Raw genomic sequence first — 16428 nt, forward strand, 5'->3', positions numbered from 1 at the left:
CGCAAAGGGAAGAGAGGCAAGGGAGATTGGAAGGAAGTCAAAGGATTCAGGCTCTATCTCATTGACGAGGACAGAATCGAGCACCTGATCAGCTGGCATCAGATGGCGGACAATCATAAGATAGCCGCTGCTCTCCGCACCATCAAGGAAGCCGGCCTCATTCCCATTGAGAAGGTCAGGCTCTGTGTGGTGGCGGACGGAGCGGACTGGATCTGGAACAGAGTCGAGGAGCTCTTCCCCGATGCCAGGCAGGTCATGGATTTCTATCATTGCTCAGAGTATCTCCACAAAGTGGCTGCAGCCCAATATGGCAAAGGGAGCGAAAAAGCACGGGAATGGGTCCATGCCACCCTGGTAAGGCTTTCCTTGAGTGAGGAAGCCCAGGTCATCGGAGGCCTCAAGAGAATGAAGCCGGCATCCGAGGAAGCGAAAAAGCTCATAGACAATGCGATCGAGCATCTCACGAAACACTCCGGCAGGCTTGACTATGCCTCCGCCAGGCGGGGCGGGTACCACATTGGATCCGGTGCAATCGAATCGGCCAACAAGATGATCTGCCACGGTAGGTTGAAACGGACAGGAGCATGGTGGTATCCGACTTGTGCCAACAACATCCTCAAGCTCCGCTGTGCCAAATACAACGGGACCTACGACAGAGTGATCGAGTTGTATCGAGAGCGCCATCCCATCACTGCTGTCCGCCCAGGGAAGAAACGGGGCTCACTTGGCGGGGATACCGACCTGTAAAAAACGGGGAATGCGCCCGTATCTTTACGGGGACCGTGCTCAGGAGCTTCAGTACTCCCTGGACTATCAGGGCAAACCCATCTGGCAGGACTGTGAGTACGTTGTCGTTGCCGTCATCAAGATCCACTTCAGGCCTTACAGCATCAAGCGCGGGGACCGTTCCACCAAGATCATCAAGAAATTGTCCCGCACGCTCGGCACCGAATTGCTTTCCCTCCATGTGCGTGAAACTCTTGCGGAAGAACAGAAAAAACTTGCCAGGGAGCGCCTCCAAAGCTGCAATGACCTGGCCCACGAGCTGAGAAATCTGCTCATAAAGTTCCGCTTCCTCTTCAAAGCCATCAATACAGAAATCGGCCTGCTTCGTGCGGAGTGGGAATCTCTTTTGAACAAAACGTTTCCCGAGCTGGATCGAAAAAGTGCTGTCCTCATGCGCCTGAACGAACTGGTCCGGCTTCGCCTGGACAGCGTGAAGGGGAAGGGCGAACTGGTGAAGCTCGGTGGGGCCCTGGTGGCAGACCAGACCGAGTTGGCCCAGATGCCGATCCTGCCCAGCCTGGGGAAGACATGGCTCGAGAATAAAATTCGACCCAAGTGGAAGCAGTTGCTGGAAAGCCGGGCCTGGGAGGATGAGCGGGACGAGTGCAAGGACCTCCTGGATCGGCTGGACAAGGGAATACAGATGGGTTTGGATGAGGGTCTGGCCATGAAAATGACCCATCTCCCGGAGGATCTCAGGAAGAAATGGCAGGAGCTCGCTTATGTGGATCTCAATAAGGACAACCTGCATCTCCTCAATGAGGTCATAAAGTTTCTGGACCATCCCTCCCTTGACATTCCCCACAAGCATCAGTCCAAAAGAGTCCTGATTTACCTGAAGGTCCTGGCCGAAATCATCCCTGAAATCTCAGAACGAGCCGACCGGATTATGGATTATCTGAAAAACGGGAGCTCCTGCCGGGATTGGTGAGAAACGGTGAGGGGTGTATGGGGCGGTTTTACAGGCGTCTTCCTGAGGCGCCGCAGTCCAACGCCATCGTTTCTCATCCCTGATGCTCCGGGGTGCAATGCTCCCGCCGGGGCTATTTCTTCTCTCCCGTGGACCGTTCCGCTATCTGGTAGTTGACGGTCACTTTGTCCGGGGAGCCGGCCACCAGTTTCAGCGAGGGAGGCGTCAAGACCACGGGGGCCGTGAGACTGCCGCTTTTGCTGAGATTGTCCAGTTTTACGGGGGCGGTATAAAGCGTATGGACCTTTTCCAGAATCTTGCTCCCTCCGGTGACCTTGACGGTTTCAGGCGCTAACGTTGTATTGACGAGGAGCAGGTTTTCCGGCAGGCGTCCAACCCAGTCCACCTGGAGCGGTACTTCCTTGGTAATGGGAACGTCCAGGGTCACTTCGATGGTCGGGGGAAAGACCTTGTTGAGGGCAACGCCGGGAGGCAGGACAATGTTCTCCTGTGTGATGGGGAATATGTTGCGTCCTTCGGTGGCTTTCCCGAGGTCGATGCGCACCTGCACCTGGCCGGAGCGCAGAGATCTGATGAGCGCACTGGAGCCATAGAGCTGCAGGCGTGCCTCGTCCATGGAGGTTTCTAGGATCTCGAAATTGGCCGGCCGGTTGACATATTCAACGGGAACATTGAGGGCGATGACCGTGTCGTCACTTCGTGTGAACCCGAACCAGATGCCCGTCATGACAAGGAGCGACAGTATCCCCGCCAGGCTCAGCTTCAGCTGTTCGCGTTTCTGTTGATCGACGGAAAAGCCGTCCGAAAGATTGAGGTGCTTTCTCAGGAGCTGAGTCAACTCCTCAGGCTGAGCGATGGGCTTGATCCAGGTGTCTTTGGCTACGGTCACACGCCCGCGTTCCTCCGATACGACCACCACCAGGGCATCGGTGCGCTCGGCCAGTCCCGCAGCGGCCCGGTGACGCGTTCCGTAAAAGGTGGGCAGATCCTGGCGCTGGGAGAGGGGCAGCAGGACACCCACCTCCGTAATCTGGTTTCCCCGCACAATGATGGCGCCGTCATGCACAGGGTTCTTCGGCCAGAAGATGCTCACGAGCATTTCCTGCGAAACCACTCCGTTCCATGCAATGCCTCCATGGATCACTTCTGACAGGTCCTCTTTACCCGGGAAAACAATCAGGGCGCCGATGCGCTTTTTCCCCATTTGATAGACGCTTTCAGTAATGATTTCAACGGATGTGGTTTGCTCTCTCTTGGGTGAGCCCCAGAGAAAGGTCTTGAGGTTCCGGACCTGGAGGGCCGTTCGGATTTCATTGCGAAAGACCACAATGATGATGACGGCTGCTGCGGTGGTGATGCCTCGAATGGCCCAGCTGGTGAGGATGAGCCCGATGGATGCGGCTACTTCCTGAAGGATCCACAGGGATGTGATGCCCACTAGAACACGAAAGGCGTTTGTCCCCTGGAAAAGAACGTACACCCGGAACAAAATGTAGCTGTTGATGATGATGTCCACCAAGTCTTGCCAGCGGACCGTATAGAGAAAGGCGAGAAATTTCATAATGGGTCAGACTGAATCAGTCGGTTATGCTGAATCGAAAAACATCGAACACGTGGCCGTTTTGATCGGTCACTTCCACGCGCCAGGGGCCCTTGTCCGTTTCTCTCAGCTGTATGACGCTGTAGGTGGCCCACTTGGGCGGATAGAGCCTGAGCCTGGTTTGAGTGCTGAGCTCATCCCGGTGAAACCAGCGATGGTAAATCAGCGTGGGCTGAGGAACGGGATCGAAAGATGTGAAGCAGCAGACCTGTCCGGCGGATACAGAGAAGGCGACTGCAGATCGGATGGGAGTCAGGTTTTCGACCTTCTCGCACATGGTAGCCTGGTGCAGTATCAATTTTTGAAGGGAATGATCGGCTGGTGCAGCCTGCTCGGGGACTTCCGGAGTATTCTGTGCCCATGCTTGAGGTGTTGGGATGACGCATATGCCGGCCAGGAAAGTGACGAGAAAAAAGATCCTGGAAAGTACGGCCATCGAAGTTATCCTCCGGTTCATAAATGAGGGGAATCTAAACGGCGAAACGATAGCGCCAAGGGGCTGTTTCGGGTGTGGCGGATGAGAGAATCAATGCTCTCGATAATTTTGAATCCTGAGAAGCATACCATGCTGCATTCGTGCGTCAAGAAATTTTCTCCTGCGAAATCAAAGATACTTTCCTTTGGATAGTTGCCTTTGGATAGTTGCCTGTAGGATGTTTCATGGGGCCTCTCAGCCTGCGTGAGAGTATTGACTTGTATTGGGACATGGGATATTAAAGCTCATCTCATATCAGCATTGCAGATTGCCTCAAACTGCAAAATTAAGGATACAGTGGTGCGAAACAAATTGTGGATGAACGCAGCTGCCGCCGCCGCGCGCAAGACAGCCTGGGCGACGGTCGGAGATGTGACGAAACCTTAAAGTTATATTTCCTTTGGACGCCATGGGCTGCTGAAGCGGGCTCATGGCGTTTTTTTTTACCCTGAGCCCACAGCCCAGGGTTTTTTTTTGCCTTGATAACGATCATTGAATACAGGAGAAGGTCATGTCGGAAGATTCCATAGTCCGTTTTGCCCAGAGAATGAACCAGTTGCCTCCCTATCTCTTCGGGATGATCAACAAGATGCGGATGACCAAGCGCTCCCAGGGACACGACGTGATCGATCTCGGGATGGGGAACCCCATCGATCCGACCCCGGAGGTCGTGACGCGGAAACTGTGTGAGGTCGTTCAAGACCCCAAGAGCCACCGCTATCCCGTGGCGGCGGGCTTGAAAAATCTCAAGAGGGAAATCGGCCTTTACTACGATCGGGAATACGGTGTGGGATTGAACAGTGAATCGGAGGTGATCTGCACCATAGGCTCCAAGGAAGGGATTTCGCATTTATGCCTGGCCCTGATGGGGCCTGGAGACACGGTGCTGGTACCAACGCCCGCATTTCCCGTCCATATCTATGCCGCCATCATTGCCGGCGCCAATGTCATACGCATCCCTCTCGCTCCTGAAGAGCTCTTTCTCGAGCGCATCTCCACCATGTGTGAATCCCTTTACCCCACGCCAAAGGTTCTCATTCTCAACTACCCCCACAACCCCACCTCCGTTGTTGCCAACCTGGAACTGTACAAAGAGGTTGTGAAGCTGGCACACAGGTACAAATTCATGGTCATTCATGATTTTGCCTATTCCAAAATTACTTTTGACGGCTACAAGGCTCCCAGCTTTTTGGAAGTTCCCGGTGCGAGGGAAGTGGGCGTGGAGTTCGGTTCTTTTTCCAAGTCCTACAACATGGCGGGGTGGCGCATGGGCTACTGCGTGGGGAACCGGGAAATCATAGAGGGTCTCGCCAAGATCAAAGGCTATTACGATTACGGCATCTTTTCGGCCATCCAGATTGCGGGCATCGTTGCGCTGAGGGACTGCGCGGCGGAGGTGGAACAACAGGCTCAGATTTATCAGCAGCGTCGCGACGTCTTGTGCCAGGGGCTGGAGCGCCTGGGATGGTCCGTAACGAAGCCCAAAGCCGGCATGTTTGTGTGGGCCAGGATTCCTGAACCCTTTGCAAAGTGGGGCTCCATGGAATTTGGAATCCGGCTGATGGAAGAAGCCAACGTGGCTGTGGCCCCCGGGATCGGTTTTGGTGAAGAGGGGGAAGGGTACCTGCGCCTCGCCCTGGTGGAAAATGAACATCGCATCCGTCAAGCCCTGAGGCAGATGGGGAAGGCGCTGCGCAAATGGTCGGAGGAAATGCCGGACCACGAATCCGAAGCAAAGCTGGAAGCGGCCGAGGCCTGAGGCCTGGCGCACGGAGCATTTTTGTTTCCGGCAGTGCCATTCCACATGGGGCCTGCCGGGCATCACCGAGACAACCTGCCTCGACCGGAACCGGGCACTTCCTTCGGAGCCTCCACATGAATCGACGTTATCCCGAGCATCCCATGGTGGGAGTGGGTGCAGTGATTTTTCGCAATGACCGCGTGCTCCTGGTGCAAAGGGGCAAACCACCGTCCCGGGGGAAGTGGACGGTGCCTGGGGGGCTGGTGGAAGTGGGGGAGAGCCTCGAAGAGGCGGTGAAGCGGGAGGTGCAGGAGGAGGTGGGGCTGCGGGTAAGGGTGGACGCTTTGATTGCCGCCCTGGACCGCGTGTTTTTGGATGAGGCCGGTCGCATCGAATATCATTATGTTCTGCTGGATTTTCTCTGTGTCTCCCTGGAAGGAGATCCCTCACCCGCCACGGATGTCATGGACTGCGCCTTCGTCGGCCTGGATGCCTTGTCCCGGTACGACCTGACCGAGGGAACCGAGCAGCTGGTCGCGCGTGCTCTTGCTCACGTACACGGAGCTCGGTTTCCCATTTACGATTCCAGCCTTTAATTGTCGCGGTTTCCGCTCTTCTCCCCAGCTGCGTCCCCTTCGCTGCCTCTTAATTTTTTTGGGCTCCCTTCCATACATCCCTTTCCTCCTTGACTTTCGCCCTCGTTCTGTGGTTTATGACTGACCAGTCCGTCTCAAGAGGGATCTGAAGGAGTGGGGTATGGGCCAGGAAAATAACCAGCACGCTGTGCGTGCCTGGCTGAAAAAGCTTTCTCAAAAAGGAGGGAAACGAGAGACTCTCGACCGTCTCGTGGACAGTGTTATCCCCGAGGGGGCGGAGGAGGAGGTGCTGGAAGAAATCGTGCGGTGGCTCATTGCCTTACGGGATCTATCCCGGCAGGGTGCCCTGCCGCCCGAATTTTCCCTGCCGGCCTTCATCTCCGCTTTCCAGCGCAGTGCGGAATCGAGAAACGTGCATCCCGATCGCTTCTATACCGGGATGCTGGAAAGAGTCCTTTTGGAATCGAACGGCGCCATGCAGACTGCCCCCAAGGCTTCCACGAAAGACAAGATCCTGGACGCGGCCCTCCACGTCTTTTCTGAGAAAGGTTTTCATCCTGCCACCGTCGATGAGATCGCCGAACGCGCCGGTGTGGGGAAGGGCACACTCTACCGCTATTTCGCAAACAAGGAGACACTCTTCAATGAACTGATGCGTTTGCGCCTGGCGGAGCTGGAAGAAAGTGCCATGGCGGTTCTGGATAGGCATGATGACGTGCTCACCATGATCACCAAGTACCTGAGGATCTATTTCGAATTTTTCGATCGCAATCAGCAGCTCTATCGTCTCATTGTGCAGGAGCGGCTGGATGTGGGAGACCAGGTTCACGACCTTTACTTCAAAAAGGTCATGAGACGCATTCCCCTTTTGAAGCGGAAGATTTACGGCGCCAGCCAGCAGGGGGTCCTGAAGGATGTGGACTTTCATACGGTTTTCTATGGCGTTATCGGCTTCATGCACGGAGTCATTCAGAAATGGCTGGCTCGTGATTGCTCGTATTCCCTCGTGGAAGAATTACCGAGTGTTGTGGAAGTGCTCTTTTATGGGTTTGTGAATACACCGAAAAATGGAAGCAGTGAACATTGTTTGAACCGGGAGGAAATGGAACATGAGTGACATGCAGAACAAAGTGGCGGACATCATAGCGAATCAATTGGGCGTGGACAAGGAGATCATCACTCCTGAAGCCAGTGTGGTGGACGACCTGGGAGCGGATTCCCTCGACGTGGTGGAACTGGTCATGGCTCTGGAAGAAGCCTTCGACCTGGAAATCCCCGACGAAGATGCCGAAAAAATCCGTACTGTCAAAGACATCTACGACTATCTGGAAAAGAACAAATAGCTTTCCAACTCCCTACGGCAGGTGGGCGGTGCGTTTGCCGCTCACCGCTTCAATCCCGCTGGTCAACCAAAAGGGTCATGCCTTTCGGGCTCAAGATCTGGTCGGATCTCCAGACCTGACTCCCTCTGTCCGCTTTCCAGGCTCGACGTGGATCTCACGATTCATCCGAGTCGTCTGTCTGCAGAGCGTTTGTGTCAATCCGAGGAACCTGCGCGTCCACAACCGTGCGCTTCAGGGTCCAGAAGACGCTTTTGAAATTCTCCTCGAAGTTTCCAGGGGAAACCCTTCCCAACTCAATGAACTTGATGATGATCTCTTTGGATAACCTGAGGAATTTTTCGTCATCCGGCTGCATCTTCCCCTCCTTTGAAACCTTCCCCAAAAAATAAAAAAGCCTCTGCCGGTCTTGGGAAGGCCTACGAATGTTTGCAGAGGCTTTTCGGGCTGATGGAAATACCCCTGAAGGCATCTCGGCGCCCACTCTCCCTTTAACATAGAGCGACCTTCCTCTGCAATGAAAATGGGAACAGCTGCCTCCTGCGATACTTAACTATAAGATACTGTATTTACAATATAATTGTTGTAAAAGCTCTCTTCGGGTGAAAGAGGGTGCGCCCCAGAAAAATTTAACGAATCTTCATTTAATTTTCGAGGATTTGAGTTTGACAATGCTCATAACGCGGTGATAAATTCTTTCAAGTGGGAAAAAGTGGGAACGTGAGGTGAAGATTGGGGATCTTGACGAAGCCTTACTTCAGAGGACGCTCCATTCATCGGCTGGATGCCAAGGGACGCCTCCGTATTCCTTCTAAATACCGGGATATTCTCAAGAATCACTATACTGACGCGCTGGTTGTCGCTCTGCTGGAAGGGTGTCTTGTGGCTTATCCCCCAGAGAGGTGGGAAAAGTTGGAGGAGAAGGCGGAGCACCTCTCGGACGTCCATCCCAAACACCGCGCTTTCATGCGATGGTTCATCTCTTCGGCGGAGGAATGCGAATTTGACAACAAAGGAAGAATTCTGCTCTCTCCGTTCTTCAGGAGCAAAGCCGGCCTGGATTCGGAGGTGATCCTGGTGGGTGTCTTGAAAGGCTTTGAAATTTGGGATGTGGCAGCGTGGGAGAGTCACGACGAGTGGAATCGAAGTCATTACCAGGAAATCTTGGAAGGCATTGCTGCTGAAGGATTATAGGAGATCATGCAACCCGCTCCGGCCCAACAGCATGTGCCGGTCCTGCTTCGGGAGGTGATGACCATCCTGGAGTGCCGCCCTGGGGGCATCTATGTCGATGGGACCGTGGGGGGAGGCGGCTATGCTGAGGCCATTCTCCATGCCACCGCGCCGGATGGGAGATTGCTGGCGCTGGATTGGGATGCCGAAGCGATTCTCCGGGTACATCGCCGACTTTCGGCTTATGGTGATCGCTTGATCCTCGAAAGGGCAAGTTTCGCCGCTTTACCGGAGGTCATCGAAAAGCTGGGTTTGGGACCGGTAGACGGCGTCGTGGTGGATCTTGGCGTTTCCAGTTTCCACTTGGATGATCCTTCACGGGGGTTCAGCTTTCAACAGGACGGTCCCCTGGACATGCGCATGGACAGAGGACTTCCCCGAACGGCTGCAGACCTGGTGAATGAACTGCCGGAGGGAGAGCTGGCCGACCTGATCTTTCACCTGGGGGAGGAGCGGTTGTCGCGAAGGATTGCACGAGCCATTGTCGCCCATCGCAGAGAGCGCCGCTTTGAATCCACCGGGGAACTGGCCCGGTTGATAGAGAAAATCGTTCCCCGGAGCCCCGACACCCGGCGCATTCACCCGGCTACGCGTACTTTTCAGGCATTGCGGCTGGCTGTGAATGGGGAGTTGGAGGCGTTGAAGGGATTCCTGTCGGGTGTGCTGAATGTTTTGAAGCCGGGGGGACGCCTTTGTGTCGTGTCCTTCCATTCCTTGGAAGACCGCATGGTCAAGGAGCAGTTCAAAGACTGGGCCAGGGCGTGTCGATGCCCCCGAGCGGTGCTCGCCTGTCACTGTGAAGGTCGGCCTCTGGGGAAGATCCTGACAAAAAAAGTGCTCCGTCCCGGGGAAGAGGAGTTGGACCGGAACCCTCGGGCGCGCAGTGCGAGGTTGCGGGGAATTGAAAAGTGTTGATGGCCGGACCGGTGGGGGGTGGCCGGTCTTTTTCGGCGAGGCAGGTTGGGAATGGACAGTCTGAAATCCGGGAAAAATCTAGATTTCCATGAAAAACTGTTGGTCGGCCTGGATTTTGGCTTCAGAAACTGGCTTTTCCTTTCCGCGGCCCTGGGCGTGACGGCGGCGATCATGGCCATCGCATATGTGTGGCTTTATGATTTACAGGTCCAGAACGGCTATCGTTTGGCAAAGCTGTACCATGAACAGGAGCAGCTGTTGGCGACACAGAGGAAACTGCGCCTGGAGTGGTGCCGCTTTGAAGATCCTTACAAATTGGAGGAGATGGGCCGCAATCAATTTGGATTGCAGCCACCCCGGGCTGATCAAAAGTTCATGATGCGCTGAACATACAGAATTTTAAAAAGGGGCTGCTGGTGGAGAGGCGCAATTCTCGAAATTTTCTCAATGCACGCTACTGGTCGTGTTATGTGTTTTTCAACATCCTCGTAGCTGCGGGATCGTGTATCATCCTGGCCAAGGCTTTTCAATTGCAGGTTCTCGATCACTCCGTGTGGGTGGAGCGGGGACGGGCTCAGACGGAAGTCAAGCTCCAGGTGCCGGCCTACCGGGGGTCCATCTACGACCGCGAGGGGCGCCTCCTGTCCTTTTCGGTGCCGCAGTGCTCGTTGGGTGCCGAGCCCAAGGCCATGCAGGACATGAAGCTGTTGGCCGGGCAGTTGGCTGCTGTATTGGGTGAGCCCCAAAACGCCATCAAGCGCAAGTTCGAGAGCAAACGGAATTTCGTTTATCTCAAGCGCCATCTCACAGATCAGCAGGCGCTGGCAGTGGAGGACCTGAAGGGGCGTGGGATACGGCTTGTCAGTGACTACAAGCGGTTCTACCCTTATCGGCAGCTGGCCGGGCAGGTCCTGGGGTTCGTGGGGATGGACGGCGCCGGGCTTGAAGGGGTAGAAAAAGGCTTCGATGCCGTTCTGCGTGAAAACCCCGTAAAAGTGGATCAAGTCCGTGACGGCGTGCGCAAGTGCCTCTGGATCGAAGACGAGCCGCCGCCGGCACCGGCGGAAAGTCTGGGCGTGAAGCTTTCCATCGACGCGTTCCTCCAGTATGTCTGTGAGTTTGAGCTGGAAAAAGCCGTAGAGCAATATCAGGCCAAGGCTGCGGAAATTGTTGTTCTGGATGCCGGGACCTCCGAAGTCCTGGCCATGGCCAGTTGGCCTTATTTTGATCCGAATTTTGCCGCCAGAAAAACGGCGGATGCCTGGAGAAACCGGATCATCACCGACTCCTTCGAGCCCGGGTCGACTTTCAAGGTTTTCTTGATGAGCGCTGCCCTGGAGGAGGGAGTCTTCCGGGAGCATGACCGCGTTTTCTGTGAAAATGGAAAAGCGAAGATCGCCGGGCATTTTATCAACGATACCCATCCGTACGGATGGCTGAACATGCCCGAGGTCATCAAGTATTCGAGCAACATCGGAGCCAGCAAGATCGCCCTGCAGTTGGGCAATGAACGTTATTACAAGTACATCAAGGCCTTCGGCTTCGGTTCGCCGACGGGGATCGAATTGCCCGGGGAAGTGAAGGGCCTTGTGAGGCCCGCTAAAAAGTGGCGCCCCATCGATCTGGCGACAACCGGATTTGGACAGAGCATTGGTGTGACTTCCATGCAGCTCACTGCGGCCGTAGCGGCCATCGCCAATGGCGGTGAATATATCCAGCCCAGTATCGTCAAGGCGATCGTGGATTCGGAGGGGAATCCGGTGAAGGATTTACCGCCTCGGCCCCGCAATCGCGTCATTCAAAAGGCTACCGCAAAGAAGGTTGCCAACATGATGCGGAAAGTCACCGAGGAGGGGGGGACGGGCGTGAGCGCTGCCCCCGAGGGATATGAGGTAGCCGGGAAGACGGGGACGGCGCAAACGATGGATCCTGTGTCCAAGCACTATGACAGCCACAAATATACGTCGCTCTTCACCGGTTTTGTCCCGGTTGAAAACCCCCGACTCGTCATTACGGTTGTCATCCACGAGCCACACGGGGCCATTTATGGTGGAGTGGTCGCTGCGCCTGTCTTCAGAAATTTTGCAGCCAAAGCTCTGCCTCACTTGGGAGTGCTGCCGTCGACCAGGGGAGAAAGTTATCCTCCCGGCGTCCATTCGGCCAAAAATAATTCAGCTCCACCTGCTCCAGGGCCTGCGGTTGCGGCTCGAAAGGACAACGGCCCGAAGAGCGCTGCAATCATTCAGGCTAAACAAAGTACCGAGCAGGCTGCTGTCCCCAAAAAGGCGATAGCCGTCAAGGTCGCTGCCCCTGTCCCGGAATCGGCTGCCGCCCGTCCCAAAGTCACTGCCCCCATTCCTGTGAATCTCTATACCCTTAAAGCTGAGAAGCGCGATACGAAAAGGATCGACTGAGTACTCATTCCAGTCTGGATGCACTCAACTCTTAGAAAATGAAATTCCTTAAATGCTGAAGACGTTAGAATCGCTCATAGATGGAGTGGATTGTCTGGCCGTCCTTGGAGACCTTGGGACTCAAGTGGCGGGCCTCGCCTACGACAGCCGGAAAGTGACGGAGGGGGATCTCTTTGTTGCCATCCCGGGAACCCGGGAGGATGGGGCGCGCTACATCGGTGATGCCATCCGGCGGGGAGCCCGTGTCGTCGTGGCTGAAACCCTGCCCGAAGGCTGTGAGAATGTCGTCCTGGTGCGGGTTTCCGACAGCCGGAGTGCTCTGGCGCGCATGGCTGCCAATTTTTATGATCACCCCTCCCGCAAGATGCAGTTGATCGGGGTGACGGGTACCAACGGCAAAACGACGACCACCCTTTTGATGGAAAGCATTCTGAAAAAGGCGGGCTATACGGTGGGAGTTCTGGGGACCCTCGGCTATCGATGGGGAAGAGAGAATCGGACGGCCCCCATGACGACGCCCGAATCCCTGGACCTCCAGTCCTTTTTCCACCAAATGCTCCAGGACGATGTTTCCCACGTGGTCATGGAAGTTTCCTCCCACGCTCTGGCCCTCGGACGGGTGGAAGGCTGTGTATTCCGTGCGGGAGTCTTTACCAACCTTTCCCAGGACCATCTGGACTTCCATGCAACGATGGAGGATTATTTCGCCGCCAAGGCGATCCTGTTCCGCGACGCATCCCTTTCCTGCGGGGAAGACTTCATCGCGGTGATCAATGCCGATGACCCTTTTGGCGCGCGTTTCCTCCAGAATGCCGAGGACGCGAACCTCTGGTCTTATTCGACGGAAAAGGCCGGCGCGAGGGTTTCTGTGAAATCGTCGGAGCTTTCGGCCGAGGGCATCCGTGCTGTCCTGGCCGTACCTGGAGGGGATTTGAGCATCCGTTCTCCTCTCCTGGGGCGTCTGAATCTCTACAATGTGCTCTGCGCCGTCGCAACGGCTCTCGCTCTGGGTTGCCCCGGGGATGCGGTTCAGGAGGGACTGGAAGCGGTGAGTCATGTGGATGGGCGCTTGCAGCGCGTGCCCGTTCCGCGGCACCTTGGAGTGGATGTGATTGTCGATTATGCCCATACCCCGGACGCCATGGAAAAGAGCCTGAGCTGCCTGCGCGAAATGACCCGGGGACGCCTCTGGGTCGTTTTTGGCTGCGGCGGTGATCGAGACCGTACCAAGCGTCCCATCATGGGAGAAGTGGCAGCCAGGGCAGGGGATGTCGTGGTGATCACGAGCGATAACCCCCGGAGTGAAGTCCCTGAAGACATCATCCGTGAGATTGAACCGGGGGTGCGATCTGGAGGGCTGAGCCCTGTTTCCGGCGATAAACCGGGTGTCGGAGAAAAGGGCTATCGTATTGAACCCGACCGTAGAAAGGCCATCGAGTGGGCCCTTGCCGGTGCGGAACCGGGCGATATGATTTTCATCGGTGGAAAAGGGCACGAAACATACCAAATCGTTGGAGGTGAGGTGCATCCCTTCGATGACCGCCTGGTGGTTCGAGAATATTATGAAAGAGTTGGGGGAACGACCCCTTAGAGAGTATGCAGGAATGGACTGGACAGTCGCCAAAATTTTAGAAGCCACGGGCGGGCGCCTTCTGCAGGGGAGTCCCGATTCCCACGTGCGGAGCATTTCCACGGACACGCGTCTCATAGAGCCCGGGAGCTGCTTTGTGGCGCTCATCGGGGAAAACCACGACGGGCACCGCTTCCTGGACAAGGCCCTCGAGCAGCAGGCCGCTGTACTCGTTGTTGCCCAGCGGAGGCCGGAGGCTCAATTGCCGACTGCCGGGGAGGCTGCGGTGGTGGAGGTGCCCGATACCCTGTATGCATTGGGAGAACTGGCACGCTATTGCCGGAAGCAGGTTTCCATCCCCGTCGCGGGCATAACCGGCAGCAATGGCAAGACCAGCACCAAGGAGATGGTTGCCGGTATTCTTTCCCTCAAGCATCGGGTGCTCAAAAACCAGGGCAATTTCAATAACCTCATCGGTGTGCCCCTGACCCTCCTCTCCCTGCTGCCGGAACACCAGGCGGCGGTCGTGGAAATGGGGATCAATGTGCCCGGCGAAATGGAGCGTCTGGTGGAAATCACCCGCCCCACCGTGGGCTTGATCACCAATATCCACCCTGCCCACCTGGAGGGGCTCGGCTCCCTGGAGGGGATTGTCCATGAGAAAACCTTTCTCTGGGAGGGACTGGGAGCAGGCCATCCGGCGGTGGTCAATCTGGACGATGAGCTTCTGGTGAAATCTTCCAGAAATCTGAAAGGGCCTCTTGTCACGTACTCCCTGAACAATCCCTCGGCTCATGTGCGGCTGGCGGGAGCTGTGAAGGTCCAGGAAGACGCCTCGGTGTATCCCCTGGTTCTGGGAGGAGAAAAGAGAGAGGTTCGACTGCCGGTGCTCGGACTGCACCAGGTGCAAAACGCGGTAGCCGCGGCAGCGGTGGCCTGGGCCATGGGAGAGGCTCCCGATACCATTGTGGAAGGTCTCTCGCGGCATCTCCCCGTCAAGCAGCGCATGCAGGTGCATCACCTGCCGGATGGCGGGGTTTTGATCGATGACAGCTACAACGCCAATCCGGGATCAACTTACGCAGCGGTTCAGGCGGCGCACACGAGCAGCGGAGGACATCCGCTGCTTGTCATTTTGGGGGAAATGAGGGAGCTTGGTTCCACCAGCGCCGCATTGCATCATGAATTGGGTATTAAAATCGCAAAATTAGGAGTGTCGTATCTCGCAACCCTGGGGGGCATGGGCGCTGAGATCGTGCGCGGAGCGAAGGAAGCGGGGATGTCGGATACCGACTGCCGCTCTTTCGGTACTCATGAGGAAATACTTTCCTGGCTGCGGGCGAATTGCCCGGCCAAGGCATGGATCTTGGTGAAAGGCTCCCGTGCCATGGCTATGGAACGGGTGGTGGAAGGAATTCTGAAGGCATGAAATCGGAGCGAAACAGCCGGTCCGGACAGACCCTGGTGGTGGGAATGGGGATTTCCGGCCAATCCGTGTGCGAGCTGCTCTTGAGGCAAGGTGTGCAGGTCATCGGCAACGATATTCGAAGTCGTGAGTCGTTCGAGGGCTCCCTGGATGCCCTTGAAGGGAAGGGCTGCCTGCTGAGGCTGGGATTTCATGACCCCGAAGACTTTGTGAATGCCGACCGGATCATCGTCAGTCCTGGAATCCCCCTGGATGTGGAACCGTTGCGTATGGCCAGGGATAAGGGAATCGAAATCATCGGCGAACTGGACTGGGCCTGGCGCCAGGTGAAAGTCCCTACTGTGGCGGTGACGGGAACCAACGGCAAGACCACGACCACTTCCCTCCTGGGAGAGATGTTCAAGGCTGCTGGAAGGCGGGTATTCGTCGGAGGGAACATCGGGACGCCTCTCAGCCGGTGGCTCCTGGAGGGGGAAACAGCCGACCTTCTCGTACTGGAGGTCAGCAGCTTTCAGCTCGATACGGCTTCACAGTTTGCTCCGGACGTCGGGGTTCTCCTCAACATCACGGAAGACCACCTGGATCGCTATGAAGACTTCGAAGCCTACGTGGAATCGAAGCTCTCCATCTTCTCCCGTCAGGGTCCCGCTCAGGTGGCGGTGGTGAACCTGGATGATCCCCTGTGCCGCCAAAGGGCCATGAAGGTTCCGGGCAGACTCCTCCTGTCCGGGCGCAATGACCCTCGGGCACACGCGAGTATTGAAGGCCGGAGGGTACGGGTGGGGATACCGGGAAAGGAGCCGTTTCAGTTGAGTCTGGAGCGCTGCAGGCTCAAAGGAATCCACAACGAAGAAAATATCCTGGCTGCAGTCCTGGCGGCGGCAGCGCTGGATGTTTCCCCTGATGTACTACAGCAGGTATTGGATGTGTATCGTGGGCTGCCTCACCGTGTGGAATGGGTGGGCAATTGGAGGGGGGTAGATTTCTACGACGATTCCAAAGGGACGAATGTGGGGGCGGTGGTCAAGGCGCTGGAAAATTTCCCGGGCCGAGTACTCCTCTTTTTGGGAGGAAGGGACAAGCTGGGATCCTATGGTCCCTTGGCAGAGGTTCTGAAGCACAAGGGGAAAAAGGCGTTTGTCTTTGGAGAAGCGGCTCCGCGTCTTCAGGCGGCCCTGGAGTCCTCTGTGTCCACCCAGTCCTATCCCGACCTGGGAGCGGCTTTTGCCGACGCCATGACCTGTGCGGAGCCTGGAGACGTTGTCTTGCTGTCCCCGGCCTGCTCCTCTTTTGACCAGTACACGAGCTATGCGCAACGGGGGAATCATTTCAAGAGCCTCGTGAGGGGACTTCCGGAAATAGTCTGGGCTTCCTGAAGATCGTTTGAATCCTTGACGGGCT

16 protein-coding genes are annotated in these 16428 nt (G+C 56.2%); 13 read left to right on the top strand and 3 right to left on the bottom strand.

Annotated elements, in window-relative coordinates:
* Both MWC30_RS07620 and MWC30_RS07625 read left to right on the top strand, forming a co-directional pair.
* A partial coding sequence (locus MWC30_RS07620; protein WP_244083569.1) for a UPF0236 family transposase-like protein occupies nucleotides 1–747 on the top strand: 747 nt, incomplete at its 5' end.
* A gap of 10 nt (nucleotides 748–757) precedes the next feature.
* On the top strand, nucleotides 758–1717 hold the full coding sequence (locus MWC30_RS07625) for a hypothetical protein (protein ID WP_244083570.1): 960 nt from the start codon (nucleotides 758–760) through the stop codon (nucleotides 1715–1717).
* A 112-nt stretch (nucleotides 1718–1829) separates the two neighbouring features.
* On the opposite strand, the gene MWC30_RS07630 is transcribed toward MWC30_RS07625, so the two are convergent.
* Together MWC30_RS07630 and MWC30_RS07635 are read right to left on the bottom strand one after the other, a co-directional pair.
* Nucleotides 1830–3278: a diadenylate cyclase gene (locus tag MWC30_RS07630; protein WP_244083571.1), complete on the bottom strand. Its 1449-nt coding sequence runs from the start codon at nucleotides 3276–3278 to the stop codon at nucleotides 1830–1832.
* Nucleotides 3279–3294: 16 nt separating this feature from the next.
* Entirely contained in the window at nucleotides 3295–3753 is a 459-nt protein-coding gene (locus MWC30_RS07635) for a DUF2914 domain-containing protein (protein WP_244083572.1), read from the bottom strand.
* A 550-nt stretch (nucleotides 3754–4303) separates the two neighbouring features.
* Between MWC30_RS07635 and MWC30_RS07640 the strand changes: the two genes are divergently transcribed.
* From MWC30_RS07640 to acpP, 4 genes are all read left to right on the top strand, one after another.
* Nucleotides 4304–5551 (top strand): aminotransferase class I/II-fold pyridoxal phosphate-dependent enzyme, encoded by a 1248-nt coding sequence (locus tag MWC30_RS07640; RefSeq protein ID WP_244083573.1) that lies wholly within the window; start codon nucleotides 4304–4306, stop codon nucleotides 5549–5551.
* 116 nt (nucleotides 5552–5667) lie between these two features.
* Entirely contained in the window at nucleotides 5668–6129 is a 462-nt protein-coding gene (locus tag MWC30_RS07645) for an NUDIX hydrolase (RefSeq protein ID WP_244083574.1), read from the top strand.
* Nucleotides 6130–6289: 160 nt separating this feature from the next.
* Nucleotides 6290–7246 carry a TetR/AcrR family transcriptional regulator gene (locus MWC30_RS07650; protein WP_244083575.1) on the top strand — a complete coding sequence of 319 codons (957 nt, stop codon included), beginning with the start codon at nucleotides 6290–6292 and terminating at the stop codon, nucleotides 7244–7246.
* Nucleotides 7239–7472, top strand: coding sequence for an acyl carrier protein (gene acpP / locus MWC30_RS07655; protein ID WP_244083576.1), 234 nt, complete (start codon nucleotides 7239–7241; stop codon nucleotides 7470–7472). Before MWC30_RS07650 ends, acpP begins: the two co-directional genes overlap by 8 nt.
* Before the next feature lie 154 nt (nucleotides 7473–7626).
* Here the strand turns inward: acpP and MWC30_RS07660 are convergent, their stop codons facing one another.
* Nucleotides 7627–7827 (bottom strand): hypothetical protein, encoded by a 201-nt coding sequence (locus MWC30_RS07660; RefSeq protein WP_244083577.1) that lies wholly within the window; start codon nucleotides 7825–7827, stop codon nucleotides 7627–7629.
* Between the two features lie 383 nt (nucleotides 7828–8210).
* On the opposite strand from MWC30_RS07660, the gene mraZ reads away from it, so the two are divergent.
* From mraZ to murD, 7 genes are read left to right on the top strand one after another with little or no spacing between them, the layout of a single operon-like run.
* Nucleotides 8211–8663 carry a division/cell wall cluster transcriptional repressor MraZ gene (gene mraZ, locus MWC30_RS07665; RefSeq protein ID WP_244083578.1) on the top strand — a complete coding sequence of 151 codons (453 nt, stop codon included), beginning with the start codon at nucleotides 8211–8213 and terminating at the stop codon, nucleotides 8661–8663.
* Between the two features lie 6 nt (nucleotides 8664–8669).
* Nucleotides 8670–9617 (top strand): 16S rRNA (cytosine(1402)-N(4))-methyltransferase RsmH, encoded by a 948-nt coding sequence (gene rsmH, locus MWC30_RS07670; RefSeq protein WP_244083579.1) that lies wholly within the window; start codon nucleotides 8670–8672, stop codon nucleotides 9615–9617.
* Between the two features lie 51 nt (nucleotides 9618–9668).
* A complete protein-coding gene (locus MWC30_RS07675; RefSeq protein ID WP_244083580.1) occupies nucleotides 9669–10004 on the top strand; it encodes a hypothetical protein in 336 nt (111 codons plus the stop codon).
* A 29-nt stretch (nucleotides 10005–10033) separates the two neighbouring features.
* Nucleotides 10034–12031 (top strand): penicillin-binding protein 2, encoded by a 1998-nt coding sequence (locus tag MWC30_RS07680; protein WP_244083581.1) that lies wholly within the window; start codon nucleotides 10034–10036, stop codon nucleotides 12029–12031.
* 52 nt (nucleotides 12032–12083) lie between these two features.
* Complete coding sequence (locus MWC30_RS07685) at nucleotides 12084–13622, top strand: UDP-N-acetylmuramoyl-L-alanyl-D-glutamate--2,6-diaminopimelate ligase (RefSeq protein WP_244083582.1); 1539 nt, start codon at nucleotides 12084–12086, stop codon at nucleotides 13620–13622.
* Between the two features lie 13 nt (nucleotides 13623–13635).
* Entirely contained in the window at nucleotides 13636–15030 is a 1395-nt protein-coding gene (murF, locus tag MWC30_RS07690) for a UDP-N-acetylmuramoyl-tripeptide--D-alanyl-D-alanine ligase (protein WP_244083583.1), read from the top strand.
* The gene (murD, locus tag MWC30_RS07695; protein ID WP_244083584.1) at nucleotides 15027–16403 is read left to right on the top strand and encodes a UDP-N-acetylmuramoyl-L-alanine--D-glutamate ligase; all 1377 of its coding nucleotides are present in this window, start codon (nucleotides 15027–15029) and stop codon (nucleotides 16401–16403) included. Before murF ends, murD begins: the two co-directional genes overlap by 4 nt.
* The last annotated feature ends 25 nt before the right edge of the window (nucleotides 16404–16428 follow it).

The organism is Desulforhabdus sp. TSK, from assembly GCF_022836495.1.
Classification (GTDB): Bacteria; Desulfobacterota; Syntrophobacteria; order Syntrophobacterales; family Syntrophobacteraceae; genus Desulforhabdus.